Raw genomic sequence first — 17,276 nt, forward strand, 5'->3', positions numbered from 1 at the left:
TTGGGAATGTTTCCAAATTATACGAAGGGTGGGTTTTCCAAGCGGTGTTTGAGCTGGTCCAGGGCAATGGTCGACAACTCGATCATGCGTTCATGCAAGGTGGCCAGTTGCAGCTCGGTCTCGTAGGTCAGCACCCGCTTGAACAGCGTGCCGCCCTGATGAGGCAGCAGGTAGTAGTGAATGGAGCCATCAACGGCCAGGGAGGTGAACACCGTCTTGAATTCGCCGGGGCGCCGGGCGATCTGCACGCGGTAACTCATGGGCACGCGCACCCCCAGTAAGTCGATGAACTCGGTAAAACGTGCGCCGGCAGGCAGTGGACCGGTGGTGCCGGTATCGGCACTGAGGGACGTGGGATGCCATTCGTGCCAGCGATCCGGTTGGGTCACATAGTCGTAGACGGCCTCAATGGGGGCTCGGATAAAGCGTTCCTGACTGATCCGCTCCAACCGGACCGACTGCTCGGCAGCTCGCATGGCACACCTCCTGTGTTGCGACTAGGAGCTGTCAGAATAGTCCCACTCCCGCACATTGCACGGGAGTGTTTCAGCCGTTTATCAGCGCACTTTGAATCGCCCCATCAGCGCGATCACCCGTCCATTCGCGTCCAGCAGGCTTTGGGTATTGGTTTCGGTGGCATGGCCGCTCTGCACCAGCTCTTCGACCATTTGTCGGATCTGCACCATGCTGCGGTTGATCTCCTCGGTCACCGCGCTCTGCTGCTCGGCCGCCGTGGCGATCTGCGTGCTGAGGTTGTTGATATGGCTGACCGAACCGGCCATTTCATCCAGGCCAGTGTTTACCCGTGCCGTGGCATCCGCCGCCGACTGGCAACTGGCCTGGGTGTTTTCCATGGCGGCCACCGAGGAGCTGACGCCCGCGGTCAGGCGCGTGAGCATGTCGTTGATCTGCGAGGTGCTGGCCTGGGTGCGTGCCGCCAGCGCACGCACTTCATCGGCCACCACCGCAAAGCCCCGGCCTTGCTCGCCAGCGCGCGCGGCTTCAATCGCCGCGTTGAGGGCGAGCAGGTTGGTTTGGCCGGCAATCGCGCCAATGACGCCGAGGGTTTCAGTGATGCGTGCGGCGTCCTGGCGCATGTTTTCCACGCTGTGGGTGGCGCTGGACACTTCGCCGATCAAGGCGCTGACGCTGGTGGATGCCTCACCCACCACCACGCGGGAGCGGTCGGCATGCTCATTGGCGCGCTGGGTGAACGCGGCAGTTTCAGCGGCGTTTTGCGCGACGGTGTCGGCGGTGGAACTCATTTCGGTGATGGCGGTGACCGTCTGATCGGTCTCGGAGGCATGTCGCACCAGGATCTGGTTGGTGTGCGCCGAGGTGCGTTGCAGTTGCTCAAGGCTCGACGACATGGCGCCGGTGGCCTGGGTCACTTCACCGATCATGTTCTGCAGGTAGACGATAAAACGGTTCACTGAATGGCCAATGGCGCCCAGTTCGTCCTCGGCACGGATGGTGATGCGTCGCGTCAGGTCGGCATCGCCGGCAGACAGCGCGTCGATATTGGTTTTCAGCGACTTCATGCGCTGCACCAGTTGGCGGATCGCATACACCGCGAGCAGCACCAGCAGCAACACCATGGGGATTTGCAGCAGGGCCAGGGTGCCGAGTACGTCGTCGCGTTGAGCGGTGATCAGCGAGGTGGGCAGGGCGGTGGCGAGGAACCACGGCGTGCCACCGATCGGGCGCATATAGAAGGTACTGGCGACGCCCTGATTGTCGAACTCGCTACGCTGCAGCGCTTGGTCCCGGTTTGCCAGGGCCTTGCTGACCTGGGCGGCAAACGCCGAGGTGCCGGTGAGTTCACTGATGTTTTTCAACACCACCGGGCCGCTGATGCGCGAACTGTTGCTGATGATCTTGCCGTCGCCCTCGACGATCAGCATTTGCCCGCCGATGTCTTTTTCTTTGCTGGCTACCAAGTCATTAAAGAAGCCCAGGGTCACGTCGATGGTGGCGACGCCGTAGGGCACGCCGTCGCGCTGGATTGCCATGGCGCAGTTGGTGCGCGGCTCCTGGCTGGCGTCGTCCTTATAAGCGGCCGCCCAGGCGCACTGGCCACGCGGGGAGGCCAGGCCGCCTTTGTACCAGCTCTGGTCGTAATAGTTGGGCGCAGGGTCACTGTTCCAGAAGGTATTCACAGCCAGTTTGCCCGACGCATCGCGGTGCCAGAACGTGCTGTGCTTGTTGCGCCCCGGTGTGCGCTGGTTGGGCAGCGGCCAGATCCCGCCACCGAAGACTTTCAGCTCGCCGTACTGATCGACCAGGCCAGGCAGGACCTTGTCGATGGCATCGCTGTCGAGCAACGGGATGGTCTGGGTGATGCTGCGTTGCTGGGACTGAACCTTGTTCAGCTCGCCCTGGATCTGTTCCGCCACCTCGGCGATGCGGTTGAGTACCACCTGTTCTTCGGTGTGACGCAGCGTGGGTGCGACCAACTGGCCGATACCCACGACGGTCAACACAAATAACACCAGGACGAACAGCACGAGGAACAGGGTATAGCGGGCTTGGATGGAGCGCAGTGGGGGCATGGGGTCGTCCTTACGAAGCGTTTATGACCGACGCGGCTTTGTTAGAGCTTCAACGGGCTATCGGCTTGGTGAGGAGGAGCTTTAGGTACGATCGTGCAAGAAAAAACAGCGCCCGTTGAGGGCGCTCTTGGGTTCAGATATCCAGCATGGCCATCACGGCTTCCGGGTAACGCAGGCCGGCGGTTGCCTCGGCGGGGAAGATCGCTTCCAGCGCCGCCAGTTCTGTCGGGCTGAGGCGGATCGCAAGGGCGGCCACGTTCTCTTCCAGGTACTTGCGCTGTTTGGTCCCGGGAATCGGAATGATGAAATCACCCTGCGCCAGTACCCAGGCCAGCGCGAGTTGACCGGCATTCACGCCTTTGTCGGCGGCCAGTGCTTGCACTTGCTTGACCAGTTCCAGGTTTTTTCCGAAGTTCTCCCCCTGGAAGCGCGGGCTGAAGCGACGGTAGTCATCGGCACTGAAATCATTCGGGCTTTGCAGGGCGCCGGTGAGGAAACCACGCCCCAGCGGGCTATAAGGCACAAAGGCAATGCCCAGACGTTGGCAGGCGGCAAGGCAGCCGTTGTGTTCCTGATCACGGCTCCATAGCGAGTATTCGCTTTGCAGGGCGCTGATCGGATGCACCTTGTGGGCACGCTCTAGGGTGGCGGCGGACGCTTCGCTCAGGCCCAGATAACGCACCTTGCCTTGTTGCACCAACTCGGCCATGGCGCCGACGGTTTCTTCGATGGCAACCTCCGGGTCGATGCGGTGCTGGTAGTACAGGTCCAGAGTGGCGACGCCAAGGCGTTGCAGCGTGCCATCAATCGCCTTGCGGATGTACTCGGGGCGACCGTTGACGCCACGCAGCGCCGGGTTGGCCGGGTCGCGCACGATGCCGAATTTGCTGGCCAGGAACACCTGGTCACGTTTACCCGTGATGGCTTTGCCGATCAGTTCTTCATTGGTGTGCGGGCCGTAGATGTCGGCGGTATCCAGAAAGTTGACACCGAGTTCCAGCGCGCGGTGCAGGGTCGCGGTGGCTTCCCGGGTGTCGCTGCCGGGCGTGTAGAAATCACTCATGCCCATGCAGCCGAGGCCGATGGCGGAGACGAGGGGACCGTTGGTACCGAGTGGACGGGTGTGCATGGGGAGAGCTCCTGGTTGGGAAGGCTTGCATTGTCACGCTCGACAAAATCGGGATAAACCGGCTAAAAGCACTAACACTATTCGGTATTTCTAAATAATCAGCTCAAGGAGCCGGCGCTTGGACCGTTTCAACGCGATGCGCGTGTTCACCCGGATCGTCGAACTGCGGGGCTTTGCCAAGGCCGCCGACAGCCTGCAACTGCCCCGTGCCTCGGTGACGGTGCTGATCAAGCAATTGGAGGCGCACCTCGGCGTGCAACTGTTGCAACGTACTACACGGCAGGTCAGCCCGACACTGGATGGCGCCGCGTATTACCAGCGCTGTGTGCAATTGCTGTCGGACCTTGAGGAAACTGAAGCGGTGTTTTCCGCCAGTCGGCAGAGCCCACGTGGCACGTTGAGCATTGATATGCCGGCGGGTATTGGCCGGTATCTGGTGATACCCGCACTGCCCACGTTCACTGCCCTGTATCCGCAGATTGAATTGGAAATCGGCTTGAATGACCGGCCGGTGGACCTGATCCGTGAAGGCGTCGATTGTGTGCTGCGCGGTGGCCTGGCACTGGATGATTCGCTGGTGGCGCGGCCGCTTGCGATGATGGATCAAATCACCCTGGCCAGCCCCGCTTACCTCGACCGTATGGGGGTGCCCGACACGCTCGACGACTTAGCCCACCATCAGATGGTCGAATACGTCTCGGCCGCCAGCGGCAAACGCTTTGGCCTGGAGTTTCTACTCGCCTCCCAATTGCGTACGCTCAATTTGCCAAAGGTGGTCGCAGTCAACAGCGCCGACGGCTACTTCTGCGCTTGCGAAGCGGGCTACGGGTTGATCCAGGCGCCGTACTATCACGCCAGACAACGACTGGCTCAAGGCACCCTGGTGGAAGTTCTGCCTCATTTTGCCGTGCCGACAATGGCCTTGACGGCGCTGTACCCGCCGCACCGTCAACTGTCCCAACGCGTACGGGTGTTTGTGGATTGGCTGGTCGAACTCTGCGCCACCCCCGGCACAGGTTTGCGACGCTAAGCCTGTGCCTTGCGATAGGCCCCAGGCTGTTGCCCCGTCACCTTGTGAAACGCCCGGGTAAACGCCGCCACTGACTGATAACCCACTGCCAGCGCGACATCCGCCACCGTCTGGTCCTGCTTGAACAACTGGCAGGCATGACGCATGCGCATCATCAGCAGCACTTGCCCCGGTGACTGCCCGCACAGTTCATTGAAGCGCTTGAAAAACGCCGAGCGCGACAGCCCGGTGCAAGCGGCCATGCTTTCCAGGGTCCAGGCATCGGCCGGGTGCGCGATCAACTGTTCCAGCAAACCGGCAAACGCCGGCTGCCGACCCAGCGCCGCGAGGCCGCCCAGTTCGCTGTTATCCAGCACCTGTTGACGCAGTACGTACAGAAACAGCAGGTGGCAAAGCCGTTCAAGCAGGGCAGAAGAGGGCGCAGGCAGGCGCTGGCATTCTTGCAGGATCAGTTCGAACAGGTTGCGTGCGGCGGTCAGTGAGGGATCGCCCGCCCGCAGGATGATCCACGCGGGCAGGGTGTCGACGATCATCGCCGACAAACCCGACTGGAAGTGAAAGAACCCACACACCAGGCCGACGCCATCGTGGGCAGCGCTGTCCAGGGGCACCATTGGCACGCGCGGGCATTCCTGTGCACTCACCGCCGTGGGCTCGCCGGAGAGGCGATATTCCAGGTCGCGCAACAGGAACACCGCATCGCCGTTGTCGAGGCGATGAGGTGTGGCGTCGCTGTCGATATGCAGCCAGCACTGGCCCTGCACGATCAGGTGGAAACTCGCGCTCGCCAGGCCGTGGGTGCTCGCATGCCAATCGCCGCAATAGCGACCCACATGGAACAGGCTGGTGTCGAGTTCGAGGCTGTCTAATAACCAATCGACAAGTGCACTGGACGAATTCATCTAATGGAAAGACTCAAGAGCAAGTAATCGCTACTTTAGACTATTGAGGCGATTTTTTATAACCAACAGACTGGGTACACGAACCCATCAGGAGACTGCTCCATGTCCCGTGTACCCTTGCTCACCCCTGAAACCGCGCCGGCAGCGGCCAAGCCCTTCCTGGAAAACGCGCTGAAAGGCTCGGGCTTCATCCCCAATCTGCTCGCGGTGCTGGCCAATGCGCCGGCCGCGCTGGAAACTTACATCACCGTCTCCGCTTTGAACGCCAAATCCGCACTCGGCCTGGCCGACCGCGAAGTGGTGCAACTGATCGCCGCTACCACCCACGGCTGTGATTTCTGCGTGGCCGGCCACACCGCCGTGGCGCTTAACAAAGCCAAGTTGCCGGAAGACGTCATCGAAGCCCTGCGTCAACGCGGCGAGCTGCCTGATGCCCGTTACGAAACCCTGGCTGCCTTCACCCGCGAGGTGATCGCGACCCGGGGTGATGTGAGCGATGCGGGCTATGACGCATTCCGCGCCGTCGGTTACACCGAAGGCCAGGCCCTGGAAGTGATTCTGGGCGTCAGCCTGGCAACCCTGTGCAACTTCGCTAACGTGTTTGCTCGTACTCCACTGAACCCGGAGCTGGCGCAATACCGTTGGGAAAAGCCCGCAAGTTGAAGTTGGCCCACCTGCTGTAAAGGAGAAACAGGAATGCTTGACCCCATCTTGAGCCGTTGGCTCGACATCCAGGCGCAGGCCTTGGACGTGGGCAGTTGCGATCCACAGGAAGTGCTGCCACGGCTGGCAGAGGCCAACGTATTACGCATCGGCGTACCGACTCACCTGGGCGGCTTGGGTGGTAATGTGGCTGGCGCCGTGGAGGCCATCGCCAATGTCGCCAGCCATTCCCTGGCGGCGGCGTTCGTGTGCTGGGGCCAGCGCTCGTTTATCGAGTATTTGCTGCAAAGTCCGAATGCGCGGCTGCGTGAACAGCTGCTGCCCGATTTGCTTGGCGGCAAGCTGGCGGGGGCGACGGGACTGTCCAACGCGATGAAGTTCTTGTCGGGCATCGAGACCCTGCAGATCAGCGCCGAACCGTCCAATGATGGCTGGACCCTCAACGGCCGATTGCACTGGGTGACCAACCTGCGCAAGAACGGTTTTGTCGCGGCGGCGGCCATTGAGCAGGCTGGCGGTGGTGCGCCGTTTATCCTAGCCATTCCGGACTCGGTGGCGGGTTTGCAGCGCTCTCGCGATCTGGAACTGCTCGGCTTGCAGTCAAGCAACACCGCCGCCCTGGATTTGGATGGCGTGGAGCTGAGCCGCGACTGGCTGCTGCATGAAAACGCACGCACATTCCTGCCGGCGGTGCGCCCGGCGTTCCTGGGCTTGCAGTGCGGGATGTCCATCGGGTTGGCGCGTCGTTCCCTGGCGGAAGTCGCCAACCATCTGGGCGCGACCCGCACGGTGCTGCGCGAAGAGCTGGAAACCCTGCGCGTGACCCTGGATCACTTGGTCAGCGACTTGAAAAGCGGTCTGCTTGCCGGGCGTTTCGCCGCCGAACCGGTGCCGTTGTTCAAGCTGCGCATCGCCCTGGCGGAGACCGCCGCCAGCGCCGTGCAACTTGAGTTGCAGGCCAGCGGCGGCAAGGCCTATCTCACCGCCCACGGCAGTGGTTTTGCGCGACGTTGGCGTGAGTCGGCGTTTGTGCCGATCGTGACCCCAAGCCTGGTGCAATTGCGTACTGAGCTGCAGCGTCAGGCCAACCTATGACAAGTGCCGTACTGAGTGCCCAGGGGATCTGCCTGGGCTATGCCAGCGGGCCGGTGCTGCAGCACTTCGACCTGCACTTGCAACCCGGTGAAGTGGTGTCGATCCTCGGTCCCAGCGGGGTGGGCAAGTCCAGCCTATTGCGCGTCCTCGCCGGTTTGCAGGCACCCCAAGGCGGCAGTGTGCGCGTGTTGGGCGAGCCGTTGAACGGTCCCCATCCACGCGTGGCGGTAGCCTTTCAGGACCCGAGCCTGTTGCCCTGGCTGAGCCTGGAAAAGAACGTCGCCTTCGGCCTGGATTTCGCCCGGCAACCCCATTTGAGCCCTGACGAGCGCCGCCAGCGCGTCAACCATGCCATTGCCGCTGTCGGCCTGGAGCATGCGCGCCAGCACTTCCCGGCGCAGCTGTCCGGCGGCATGGCCCAGCGCACCGCATTGGCCCGTTGCCTGGCGCGCCAGCCTCAGGTGCTGTTGCTGGATGAACCCTTCGGCGCCCTGGACGAAGTGACCCGCGCCGACATGCAGCACCTGCTGCTCAAGGTCAACCGCGAACAGGGTTCGGCGGCGGTGCTGATCACCCATGACATTGACGAAGCGCTGCTGCTGTCCGACCGCATCCTGCTACTGGGCAACCGCCCGGCGCGGACGTTGGGCGAATGGCTGATCGACCTTCCGCAACCCCGCGAAGAACAGGTGGAAGCCATCGGCGCGCTGCGCATCGAGATCCTTAAAACCTTACGGCAGGCGAGCCGCCCTCAACCCAACCCCCTTGATCTGCTGGAGCCTGCCCATGTGCCTGGATGACCTGACCCATTCGCGCCGCGACTTTCTCAAACTCTCCGCCGTACTCAGCGCCGCCGGTGCCTTGCCGCTGCTCAGCAGTTTGCAAGCCCGCGCCGCCAGCGAGCCGGATGCGCCGGTGCGCATCGGCTACCTGCCGATCACCGACGCCACGCCGTTGTTGGTGGCGCACAATAATGGCCTGTTCGAGGCCGAAGGCATCAAGGCTGAACGCCCGGTGTTGCTGCGCAGTTGGGCACAGGTGATCGAGGCGTTTATCTCGGGCCAGGTCAATGTGATTCACCTGCTGTCGCCCATGACTGTATGGGCACGTTACGGCAGCAAGGTGCCGGCCAAGGTGGTGGCGTGGAACCATGTGGGCGGCTCCGGCCTGACCGTGGCGCCGGGCATCACGGACGTGAAACAGCTGGGCGGCAAATCGGTGGCGATTCCGTTCTGGTACTCGATCCATAACGTGGTGGTGCAGCAGTTGTTCCGCGACAACGGCCTCACGCCGGTGGCGCGGGCGGCGGGCAGTGCGATTGCGGCCAATGAGGTCAACCTGATCGTGTTGCCGCCTTCGGACATGCCACCAGCCCTGGCCAGCCAGCGCATCGACGGTTATATCGTCGCCGAGCCGTTCAATGCCCTGGCGGAAAACCTCAAGGTCGGCCGCGTGCAGCGCTTTACCGGCGATGTGTGGCGCAACCACGCGTGTTGCGTGGTGTTCATGCACGAACACGACCTGGTCAACCGCCCGGAGTGGTCGCAGAAGGTGGTGAACGCCATCGTCAAGGCGCAGGTCTGGACTCGCGACAACCGCGAAGAGGCGGTGAAGTTGCTGTCCAAGGACGGCCCGAACCGCTACACCCCGCATGCCGAGCCGGTATTGAGCAAGGTGCTGGCACCGGCCGCCGCCGACCGAGCCGCCTACCTGGCCGACGGTGCGATCCAGCACGGGAATTGGGATGAGCACCGCATCGACTTCCAGCCGTATCCATTCCCCAGCTACACCGAGGAGCTGGTGCGGCGCTTGAAAGACACCTTGATTGAGGGCGACAAAAAATTCCTGGCTGATCTGGATCCGACGTTTGTCGCCAAGGACCTGGTGGACGACCGTTTCGTGCGCAACGCCATCGAGGCCGTGGGCGGCATGAAGACCTTTGGCTTGCCGGACGGCTATGCGCGGCATGAGGAGATCGGCGTTTGAACAACCGTGAAATCCCGGGCTGGTTGCTCGGGTTGAGTGGCTTGGCGGGGTTGCTGTTGCTCTGGTGGCTGGGGGTGAAGGTGTTTGGCGCGACGGATGGGTTGTCTGCGCGTTTTTCCCTGGCCGCCACCTTCGGTAGCCTGTGGGAATTGCTGGGGCGCGGTGAGCTGTATCTGCATATTGCGGTGAGCCTGAAGCGCATTTTTGTCGGGTTGTTCCTGGCCTTGTTGGTCGGCGTTCCGTTGGGGCTGCTGGTGGGCCGTTCGCGCACGCTGGAAGCAGCGACCACGCCGGCCTTTCAGTTCCTGCGCATGATCTCGCCGCTGTCGTGGATGCCCATCGTGGTGATGCTGATGGGGGTAGGGGACCAGCCGATCTATTTCCTGCTGGCGTTTGCCGCCGTGTGGCCGATCATGCTCAACACCGCTGCCGGCGTGCGCCAGTTGGATCCGCGCTGGCTGCAACTGAGTAGCAGCCTGAGTGCGACGCGCTGGGAGACCTTGCGCCGGGTGATCATTCCTGGAGTGGTCGGGCACGTGCTGACCGGCGTGCGTTTGGCCATCGGCATCTTGTGGATCGTGCTGGTGCCGTGCGAAATGCTTGGGGTCAGCGCAGGGCTGGGGTATTACATCCTCGACACCCGTGATCGGCTGGCTTACTCGGAGCTGATGGCGATGGTGTTGCTGATCGGGCTACTGGGCTTTGCGCTGGATGCCTTGGCGCGCTGGCTGCACCAGCGCTGGGCGCACAGCGCGTAAAGTTTCCAGCGGCCGGAGCCGAGAAAACACCGCCTCGGCTCCGGTCTGCCTCGTTTAAACCTTTACGTCGATTTGCAGATCTCCCGCAGTGTCAGTCGAGGCCGTTTTGGGTGAGCTTCCCTTACGCGCTACACTTTCGGGAATACCTGATTTTTGATACACCGCAATACCGATGCCTCCCGTTAATTCCGCGATACCCGGGACGCCCTCGGCGGTATTCATATGGGCTCGGCCTACCCAAACGACCGATTTACCTCCCAGTTCATTTTTCATGACTTGCCTGGCACCGTAATAATTCATCTCCTCCAGACGCTGTTTGGACAATGCTTTGAAGGCATTAGAGGATTTTGGCAACGTATCCAATTTGGCAAAATAACCTGGGTTGTCTGAGTGCCGAGTCAAATAACTATGTTCGAGTGGCATGAGTTCTATATCAAACTCCTCGGCGGCTTTTTTTAATTCTTCATAAAGTGTGCTTCCACCGGACCTCTTTTTAATATTGTGTGCGAGCGTCGCATCTGCGATCAGGCCATACGCATCGAGCGTGGCAGTTTCCAGGTAAATGGCATTGACGCCTGAGTCCTTGAAGGTTTTCATGGCGTCACGCATCAGCATCAGGCTTGCGACTTCTCTATGGTTTTCGCCAAATACCAGCACATCTGTTTTAGTCAGTGCGTTGGCAATCATTTCGTTAGGACGTGTTGATGCGGTGATATCAGGCATCACGGGGCGTGGGGGCATGCCTCCCGCAGCCATATCTTTATAGAAACCCTTCATTTCCAGAGTGAATTTCTCTCGGGTGAAGGGCAGTCTATCGGCCGCGAAGTGATCGGGTATCAGGGCACCATTGGTGCTGGCGCTGGTCGCGTACTCATCTGAGGGCAACGGTTCTCGACGGCGAGTATCCGGTTGTTCGGGGCGAGCAGGGCTGCTTATCGGATCGTAGCGTACGCGGTGACGCGTTCGTGGGGACGGCGGCATCAGCACATCCCGGGGGGTAAAATCTTCAAGGGGGGGGCCGTAAGGCTGTTGCTGGCCTGAATCAAAGGCGAACCATTTGCCCTCATGTTGCACCGCACTGCCTTCCAGGCGTCTTCCTCCCTGATTGATGATGCCGGTTGCGGCCGCGTCAAATCGGTAACTCGCGTCAACCAGGTCACTGCCATGGGCCATGCCGCGCAGGCGCTGAACGCCTTCACCGACAGCGCTGGCACCGGCCAACGTCAGTTTGCCCGCACCTATCGCCAGATCGCCTACACCGCTCAAAGGATTAAGCGCACTCAACGTATTGGCCCCGATTATTCGGGTTGCGCGCAGTACTGAGGCCAAGGCAGAGCCGCCCTTGCTTGCACCGCTCACCACTTTTGCCACCGTGCCCACGCCTGCGGTAACCAGTCCGAATACATCGAACGCCAAGTCCGTGATGCCGTCTTTATAGTTGCCTTTCTGGAAGTTGACGATGGCGGACCTGAAAGGGATAAGGTCAAGCAAAAAATCGCCAATTGAATTGAGGGTGTCAGTGCGTTTTTCCGATGCTGTTCTGCCGGCGGCCTGGCGTTTGACGGAGTCGCTGTCGATCTCCAGCCCTTTGACGACCGTTGCGGCGACGTCCTGAACCCTTGAGTTGCGAAAGTGGTTGGGAGGTCTGCGGCTATGCTCTCGGGCTACGGTCACATCACGGTTGGCAGTGTCGGGGTAGTACTCCTCGAACCTCACGACTTCTGGGCCTCTGACATCATTTTTGGGTTCTCTGCTGGCTTGATCCTCTGGAATCCTCTGGAGGGTGCCTTTCTCGGTATCGAAGGCATAAGACTGAATTTTGCCCTCTCGCTTGGCTTCCACTCTTATCGTTTTACTCGTATGGAATAAACGATCGGAAACGAATGGATTGCTTGATTTCATGTAACTCTTTTCCGTGAAAAACCTGAGCTCGCCAAAGTTGAATTGGTCTCGATCCTCTAAAGGGGCATGCGTGATCGCATTCATTATCAGGTTCTTCTTGATGTCCTTGTAGTGTTTGGTCACGTTGTCAAAGGCTGTGTCGAATGCAGCAGGAATATTGAATTCATTGCTATGGGTAAAGGCAGTGAATGCTTCAAGATCAAGTGTGTTTGTTCCGAACACTTGCCAACTGTCGTGGAGTTTCAGCCCCTGCATGGTGACGTCCAGCATTGAATAAGGATCGCTGAAACGCATGCCTCTGGTTTCGGGGCCGTAGTTGATGCGTAATATTTTTTGTTCAAAGTCGATACCGTCCCCCCATTTTTTTTTCAGCAAGTCCAGCGCCATTGCTTTTCGATCGGGCATCGGGATGTCGAGCAGTTCGGAGGCTGCTTTCACGTCACTGTGTTGCTGGTTGAACACGGAGCGCGCGTGCTCTATCACGCCAGCGGTGTATTCCTCATCCTCGTATTTATCGACTACTTGATTGGCAACGGCCCAGTCGATCAATACCGCTTTTTGGGTCGATTCACTGGCCGGCAATTTGGTTTCGGCATCCCGCATGACTTCACCAAAACTCATCGAGGCGGTCTTGCCTGGGCTGTCGGCTTCTACCCTGGCCACTGCCAGGCACAGATTCGCCCACGCCTGGGTGCCGACATTGACCCCTTCGGGAATGTCCTTGACCAAAAACTGCGGTGCGACCCGCGCCAGCAGCAAGCGTGCTCCCAACTCGGGTACCGAGGTGCGACTACGCAGGTGCTCCGCAAGCGCGCTCACCACATCTGCGGGCGCGCTGTTCCAGTAGGTGTCGGCAGCGAGATTGAAGCCCGCGACATGGTTGCGCACCGGACGGTCAATGGACTCGGGGTCAAGGCCCAGATGGATGGCCGCCAGAATACCCTCGTTGGCGCTGCGGTCCGTGGGAATACTTGCGAGAGTGCTCTGGATCGCTTCGCCCAGCGCCTGCGACCTGTTCGAGTCGAGCAGTTTTTCCAAGGCCTTTGCCGGGTCTTGCATGTCGGTTGTCGAAAGTCGCACCGCACCGGTCAGGTAGTCCAACGCGCCCCAGCGCGGGTTTATCAGCGGCAAACCACGCAGATCGGCGCTGTTGCTAGCAACGATGTTGAACACCTTGCGCTGGTTTGCCTCACTAAGGGGGTTCGCCCACGACAACGCGCCAGCGAAGTTACCCAAGGGGTGCGCCAGTGTGTGGTCGATCAATGCGTCAGCCAAGTCCCGCAATTCTACCGCCGTAGTTGGCATGTAAGTGCCCTTGGACTGGATGAACGCTTCAAGGCTGACGCTGGGTTGCATCAGGTTCTGATCGCGGCGAAACGAGGAGTGAGGACCGATTTCCACGCGATTTTCCTTCAGGGCGGCAACCACGTCTGAGGGCCCAGCGTCCTCAGGGAGTTTGTCAAAAGCTGCCCGAAGTGCCTGGGACAGCTTCTGCAAGTCGCTTCGGTCCGACAGGGAAGTTTTCAGCGCTTGCCGACCGTTCGTAAGCGCGACTTCAGGCTCCGATGGTGAGTCGGATGTTGGCTGAGGCTCTAGAGGTTGCTCGGTGTTGCTCAGGATCGGGGACGGAGGGACGTACGCGAGGGGCTGTTGGCTATTGAAAGAAATCAATTAATTTTACCTCTCTGAAATGCACACTGGAGCGCAGGATAAGCGCGCTGTTGGGTGTACTAATCAGAGGCAGCAGTTCCTCTCGGGAAACCCTCTAAATATGAGTAAAGTGTTCAATGTTGGAAGAAATATCGTCAGGATTGCGAATACGGTAAGTATTCCTCGGGTGGCAGGATCAATCTGGCGTGGGGCAAGCCAAAGAATTTAATCCCCTGTAACATGTTGTGCTTCCGACGTCCGTCCATTCCGTTCACTGAATCAGTGCGGGGCAGGTTCGGCGATACACCGCAGTTGCATTTATCAGTTTCAGGAACCCGTCATGACACAAAAGCAGCGTTTGAAATATTCGATTCTGATTGCCCTGGCCGTACTGGCGACGATGTTTGGCCTGTCCTATTTGCAGAACACCGGGGTTATCAGTGAGAAGACATTCCAGACCATTGCCATTGCCGTCGCCGTGGTTGTGGTCGTGATCAACGGCATCATGCGCCGCAAGGTCAAGCTCTAAGGGCGATCAAGCGCGACCTTCGAGCACCTTGGCAGCCTCTTCATGGAGGCTGTAGCTTTTATCCGCATTGAGGGTGATCACGCCCTCGCTGCACAGGCGCTTGAGCACCTCGCGCACGCTGAGAAACGACAACGGGATGCCCAGCTCCAGCAGATGGCTGTGCACACCGCGTACCCCGAGGGTGCGCTGGTTGTCGGCGGCGGTGAGCAGGGCGTCGATGACCTTCAGCCGGATCAGGCTGGTGCGCAAGCCAAAACACTTGAGCAGGTGGCGGATACGCTGGTTGCCTTGATGTTCGGGTGCTTTGCCGAACGCTTGTGCGCCGTTGCCGAAACTGGCCTCGGCAGCCGGTGAATGTCCATCCGTGGGCACTTGCGGGTTGTACATGCAAAAACTCCTTATCAGAGCCTGATCAGGAAAAAATGAGCGCTCTTAGTTGATAAGACGAACGAGCGAGCGAAATCATGAAGTCCCGGATGTAGAAATTTTGTCGGTATCGGTTTTGTCACATCAGTGCCGCCTTAAATAAACGGGCCCTCGCGCTAAATTATTCCCGGTGGTTTGCGTTCTTACGGTGGGGTTATTGCCCCTGGTGAGGCGGTTAAATCTGACGGTGGAGTCTGCGTGATTATTTCCAATGGGTTGTCCAGGGTATGTGTGGCGGGCGTGTTGCTGGGCTTGAGCCTGACCGCTTCGGCGCGGGAACAGGTGACGCAAGCGTCGGCGGATATCCGGCGTACCAGTTACGGCGTGCCGCACATCCGCGCCAACGATGAGCGTGGCCTGGGCTTCGGCATCGGTTACGCCTACGCCCAGGACAACCTGTGCCTGCTGGCCAACGAAGTGGTCACCGTGAATGGCGAGCGCGCCAAGTTCTTCGGCCCCGAGCAGGCGACCCTGGAAGAACGCAACAACCTGGCCAGTGATGTGTTTTTCACGTGGCTCAATACGCCGGAATCGGTCGCCGCGTTTTGGAAAGCGCAGAGCCCGCAGATCCAACAGCGTATCGAAGGTTACGTGGCCGGCTACAACCGTTACCTGAAAGAGCAGGGCGCTCCGGCGCAGTGCCAGGCGGCGTGGGTGCGGCCCTTGGTGGCTGAAGACTTGGTCAAGCTGACTCGTAGGTTATTGGTGGAAGGCGGTGTCGGCCAATTCGCTGAAGCTTTGGTCGGTGCGACGCCGCCCCAAGCCACAGCCGCTGTTGAGACCAACACCCAGGCCTTTGAATTGGCCGCCGCCAAGCAGCAGCGCTTCGCCTTCGATCGTGGCAGCAACGCCGTAGCGGTGGGCCGCGATCGCTCGTTCAACGGACGCGGCATGCTGCTGGCCAACCCGCATTTCCCGTGGGTCGGCGGCATGCGTTTTTATGAAATGCACCTGACCATCCCCGGTCAACTGGATGTCATGGGCGCTGCGTTGCCGGGCCTGCCGGTGATCAATATCGGCTTTAACCAGCATGTGGCGTGGACCCACACCGTGGACACGTCCAAGCACTTCACCCTGTATCGCCTGACCCTGGACCCGAAGGATTCCACGCGCTATCTGCTCGATGGTAAATCCGTCGCCCTGGATAAAACCACGGTGACGGTGCAGGTCAAACAAGCCGATGGCAGCCTCAAGGGCCAGTCGCACACCGTGTATAGCTCGCAATTCGGCCCGGTGGTGCAATGGCCGGGCAAGCTCGACTGGGACAGCCATTACGCCTTCAGCCTGCGTGACGCCAACCTGGGCAACGACCGCGTGCTGCAACAGTGGTACGCGATGAACCGCGCGGGCAGCCTCGATCAACTGAAAAGCTCGGTGCACACCCTGCAAGGTATTCCGTGGGTCAACACCCTGGCCGCCGATGACCAAGGCCAGAGTCTTTACATGAACCAGTCGGTAGTGCCCAACGTCAGCGCGGCCAAACTCGCGCAATGCAGCGACCCCCGTGCCGGCCTGCAGATGATCATGCTCGACGGTGCCCACAGCGCCTGCGCCTGGGACGTCGACCCGCGCGCAGCCCAGGCCGGCATTTTCCCGGCCGAGCAACTGCCGCAACTGCAACGCACCGACTACGTGCAGCACTCCAACGACTCGGCCTGGCTGGCCAACCCCAAGGCGCCGCTCACCGGCTTTTCACCGGTGATCAGCCAGGATCACATCGGCCTAGGTCCACGCGCGCGCTTTGCCTTGCAACGCCTGCAATCGCTGGACAAACCGATCAGCGTCACCGACCTGCAAAACATGGTGATGGACAACGAGGTGTACCTGGCACGCCAAGTCATGCCCGACCTGCTCGCGTTCTGCGCCAAACACCTCGGCGCCGACGCCACTGCACTGCAACCCCTGTGCACCGACCTGAAAAACTGGGACCAGCGCGCCAACCTCGACAGCGGCATCGGCTTGGTGCATTTCATCAACCTAGTGCAACACCTGCAGCAAATCCCTGATGCCTGGCGCGTCGCCTTCGATCCGGCCCAGCCCCTCACCACACCACGCGGCCTGGCCATCGACCGCACCGATGTCGCCAAAGCCCTGCGCGAAGCCATGCTGGCGTCCACCGCCGACGTCGCCAAACTCGGCCGCACCGCCAACAGCACCTGGGGCGACCTCCAAGTCTCCGGCCAAACCCCCATCCACGGCGGCCCGCAAGAACTGGGGATCTACAACGCCATGCAAACCGTGCCCCGCGCCGACGGCAAGCGCGAAGTGGTCAGCGGCACCAGCTACCTGCAAATCGTCACCTTCGACGACCAGGGGCCCCATGCCCAAGGCGTGCTCGCGTTCTCCGAGTCCAGCAACCCAGCGTCCAAACACGCCAAGGACCAGACCCAAGCCTTCTCCCAGAAAAAGCTCAGCCCGTTGCCCTTTACCGAGGCGCAAATCAAGGCCGACCCGCAGTACCAACTGCTGCACATCAAGGAGTAGGGCAGGTGCGCAACCCCTTGATGCCAATACGAAATATTTTTGAAATCAAGGGGTTGCACGCTTTGGCAAATACGTACATAATGGCGCCCATCGAACGCAACGAAGAATTAAAAACTTCAATGTATTCAATGAGTTAGAGTAGAGGCAGGGTTTTACAGCCCACTCAAGTT

Annotated in this window: 14 protein-coding genes; 8 read left to right on the forward strand and 6 right to left on the reverse strand. The window is 60.3% G+C overall.

All coding sequences use genetic code 11. From position 1 onward, the window contains the following. Positions 1-17: 17 nt before the first annotated feature. The 3 genes from HX868_RS17090 to HX868_RS17100 all read right to left on the reverse strand — a co-directional run bounded on the left by HX868_RS17090 (position 18) and on the right by HX868_RS17100 (position 3,681). Positions 18-476, reverse strand: coding sequence for an SRPBCC family protein (locus HX868_RS17090; protein WP_177003683.1), 459 nt, complete (start codon positions 474-476; stop codon positions 18-20). An 81-nt stretch (positions 477-557) separates the two neighbouring features. After that, complete coding sequence (locus tag HX868_RS17095; RefSeq protein ID WP_177003684.1) at positions 558-2,552, reverse strand: methyl-accepting chemotaxis protein; 1,995 nt, start codon at positions 2,550-2,552, stop codon at positions 558-560. Between the two features lie 133 nt (positions 2,553-2,685). Continuing rightward, the gene (locus HX868_RS17100; RefSeq protein ID WP_177003685.1) at positions 2,686-3,681 is read right to left on the reverse strand and encodes an aldo/keto reductase; all 996 of its coding nucleotides are present in this window, start codon (positions 3,679-3,681) and stop codon (positions 2,686-2,688) included. Positions 3,682-3,799: 118 nt separating this feature from the next. On the opposite strand from HX868_RS17100, the gene HX868_RS17105 reads away from it, so the two are divergent. After that, on the forward strand, positions 3,800-4,711 hold the full coding sequence (locus HX868_RS17105) for a LysR family transcriptional regulator (RefSeq protein ID WP_177003686.1): 912 nt from the start codon (positions 3,800-3,802) through the stop codon (positions 4,709-4,711). Here HX868_RS17105 and HX868_RS17110 read toward each other — a convergent pair. After that, positions 4,708-5,613: an AraC family transcriptional regulator gene (locus HX868_RS17110; RefSeq protein ID WP_177003687.1), complete on the reverse strand. Its 906-nt coding sequence runs from the start codon at positions 5,611-5,613 to the stop codon at positions 4,708-4,710. The genes HX868_RS17105 and HX868_RS17110 overlap by 4 nt on opposite strands. Before the next feature lie 102 nt (positions 5,614-5,715). On the opposite strand from HX868_RS17110, the gene HX868_RS17115 reads away from it, so the two are divergent. The 5 genes from HX868_RS17115 to HX868_RS17135 are packed head-to-tail and all read left to right on the forward strand — an operon-like array spanning position 5,716 to position 10,115. Further along, positions 5,716-6,276, forward strand: a complete 561-nt coding sequence (locus HX868_RS17115; protein WP_177003688.1) for a carboxymuconolactone decarboxylase family protein — start codon at positions 5,716-5,718, stop codon at positions 6,274-6,276. A gap of 33 nt (positions 6,277-6,309) precedes the next feature. Continuing rightward, the gene (locus tag HX868_RS17120; RefSeq protein WP_177003689.1) at positions 6,310-7,371 is read left to right on the forward strand and encodes an acyl-CoA dehydrogenase family protein; all 1,062 of its coding nucleotides are present in this window, start codon (positions 6,310-6,312) and stop codon (positions 7,369-7,371) included. Then, on the forward strand, positions 7,368-8,171 hold the full coding sequence (locus HX868_RS17125; RefSeq protein WP_177003690.1) for an ABC transporter ATP-binding protein: 804 nt from the start codon (positions 7,368-7,370) through the stop codon (positions 8,169-8,171). Before HX868_RS17120 ends, HX868_RS17125 begins: the two co-directional genes overlap by 4 nt. Continuing rightward, entirely contained in the window at positions 8,158-9,357 is a 1,200-nt protein-coding gene (locus HX868_RS17130) for an ABC transporter substrate-binding protein (RefSeq protein ID WP_177003691.1), read from the forward strand. The genes HX868_RS17125 and HX868_RS17130 overlap by 14 nt, the downstream gene beginning before the upstream one ends. A gap of 11 nt (positions 9,358-9,368) precedes the next feature. After that, positions 9,369-10,115, forward strand: coding sequence for an ABC transporter permease (locus HX868_RS17135; RefSeq protein WP_425504231.1), 747 nt, complete (start codon positions 9,369-9,371; stop codon positions 10,113-10,115). Positions 10,116-10,169: 54 nt separating this feature from the next. Here the strand turns inward: HX868_RS17135 and HX868_RS17140 are convergent, their stop codons facing one another. Beyond that, a complete protein-coding gene (locus HX868_RS17140) occupies positions 10,170-13,514 on the reverse strand; it encodes a membrane-targeted effector domain-containing toxin (protein ID WP_177003693.1) in 3,345 nt (1,114 codons plus the stop codon). 493 nt (positions 13,515-14,007) lie between these two features. Here HX868_RS17140 and HX868_RS17145 point away from each other — a divergent pair, with 493 nt between their 5' ends. Then, the gene (locus HX868_RS17145; protein ID WP_010210250.1) at positions 14,008-14,196 is read left to right on the forward strand and encodes a hypothetical protein; all 189 of its coding nucleotides are present in this window, start codon (positions 14,008-14,010) and stop codon (positions 14,194-14,196) included. A gap of 6 nt (positions 14,197-14,202) precedes the next feature. Here HX868_RS17145 and HX868_RS17150 read toward each other — a convergent pair whose 3' ends face one another. Next, positions 14,203-14,583 carry a fe2+ zn2+ uptake regulation protein gene (locus HX868_RS17150; protein ID WP_177003694.1) on the reverse strand — a complete coding sequence of 127 codons (381 nt, stop codon included), beginning with the start codon at positions 14,581-14,583 and terminating at the stop codon, positions 14,203-14,205. A gap of 237 nt (positions 14,584-14,820) precedes the next feature. Between HX868_RS17150 and pvdQ the strand changes: the two genes are divergently transcribed. Continuing rightward, entirely contained in the window at positions 14,821-17,106 is a 2,286-nt protein-coding gene (gene pvdQ, locus HX868_RS17155; protein WP_177003695.1) for a bifunctional acylase PvdQ, read from the forward strand. The last annotated feature ends 170 nt before the right edge of the window (positions 17,107-17,276 follow it).

Source organism: Pseudomonas reactans, assembly GCF_013385825.1.
Lineage (GTDB): Bacteria > Pseudomonadota > Gammaproteobacteria > Pseudomonadales > Pseudomonadaceae > Aquipseudomonas > Aquipseudomonas reactans.

Excerpts from the sequence above, each read along its gene's own strand:
- HX868_RS17115 (WP_177003688.1), top strand. The coding sequence starts at position 5,716 with ATGTCCCGTGTACCCTTGCTCACCCCTGAAACCGCGCCGGCAGCGGCC.
- HX868_RS17130 (WP_177003691.1), top strand. The coding sequence starts at position 8,158 with ATGTGCCTGGATGACCTGACCCATTCGCGCCGCGACTTTCTCAAACTC.
- HX868_RS17100 (WP_177003685.1), bottom strand. The coding sequence starts at position 3,681 with ATGCACACCCGTCCACTCGGTACCAACGGTCCCCTCGTCTCCGCCATC.
- HX868_RS17120 (WP_177003689.1), top strand. The coding sequence starts at position 6,310 with ATGCTTGACCCCATCTTGAGCCGTTGGCTCGACATCCAGGCGCAGGCC.
- HX868_RS17150 (WP_177003694.1), bottom strand. The coding sequence starts at position 14,583 with ATGTACAACCCGCAAGTGCCCACGGATGGACATTCACCGGCTGCCGAG.
- HX868_RS17095 (WP_177003684.1), bottom strand. The coding sequence starts at position 2,552 with ATGCCCCCACTGCGCTCCATCCAAGCCCGCTATACCCTGTTCCTCGTG.
- HX868_RS17125 (WP_177003690.1), top strand. The coding sequence starts at position 7,368 with ATGACAAGTGCCGTACTGAGTGCCCAGGGGATCTGCCTGGGCTATGCC.
- HX868_RS17090 (WP_177003683.1), bottom strand. The coding sequence starts at position 476 with ATGCGAGCTGCCGAGCAGTCGGTCCGGTTGGAGCGGATCAGTCAGGAA.
- HX868_RS17110 (WP_177003687.1), bottom strand. The coding sequence starts at position 5,613 with ATGAATTCGTCCAGTGCACTTGTCGATTGGTTATTAGACAGCCTCGAA.
- HX868_RS17145 (WP_010210250.1), top strand. The coding sequence starts at position 14,008 with ATGACACAAAAGCAGCGTTTGAAATATTCGATTCTGATTGCCCTGGCC.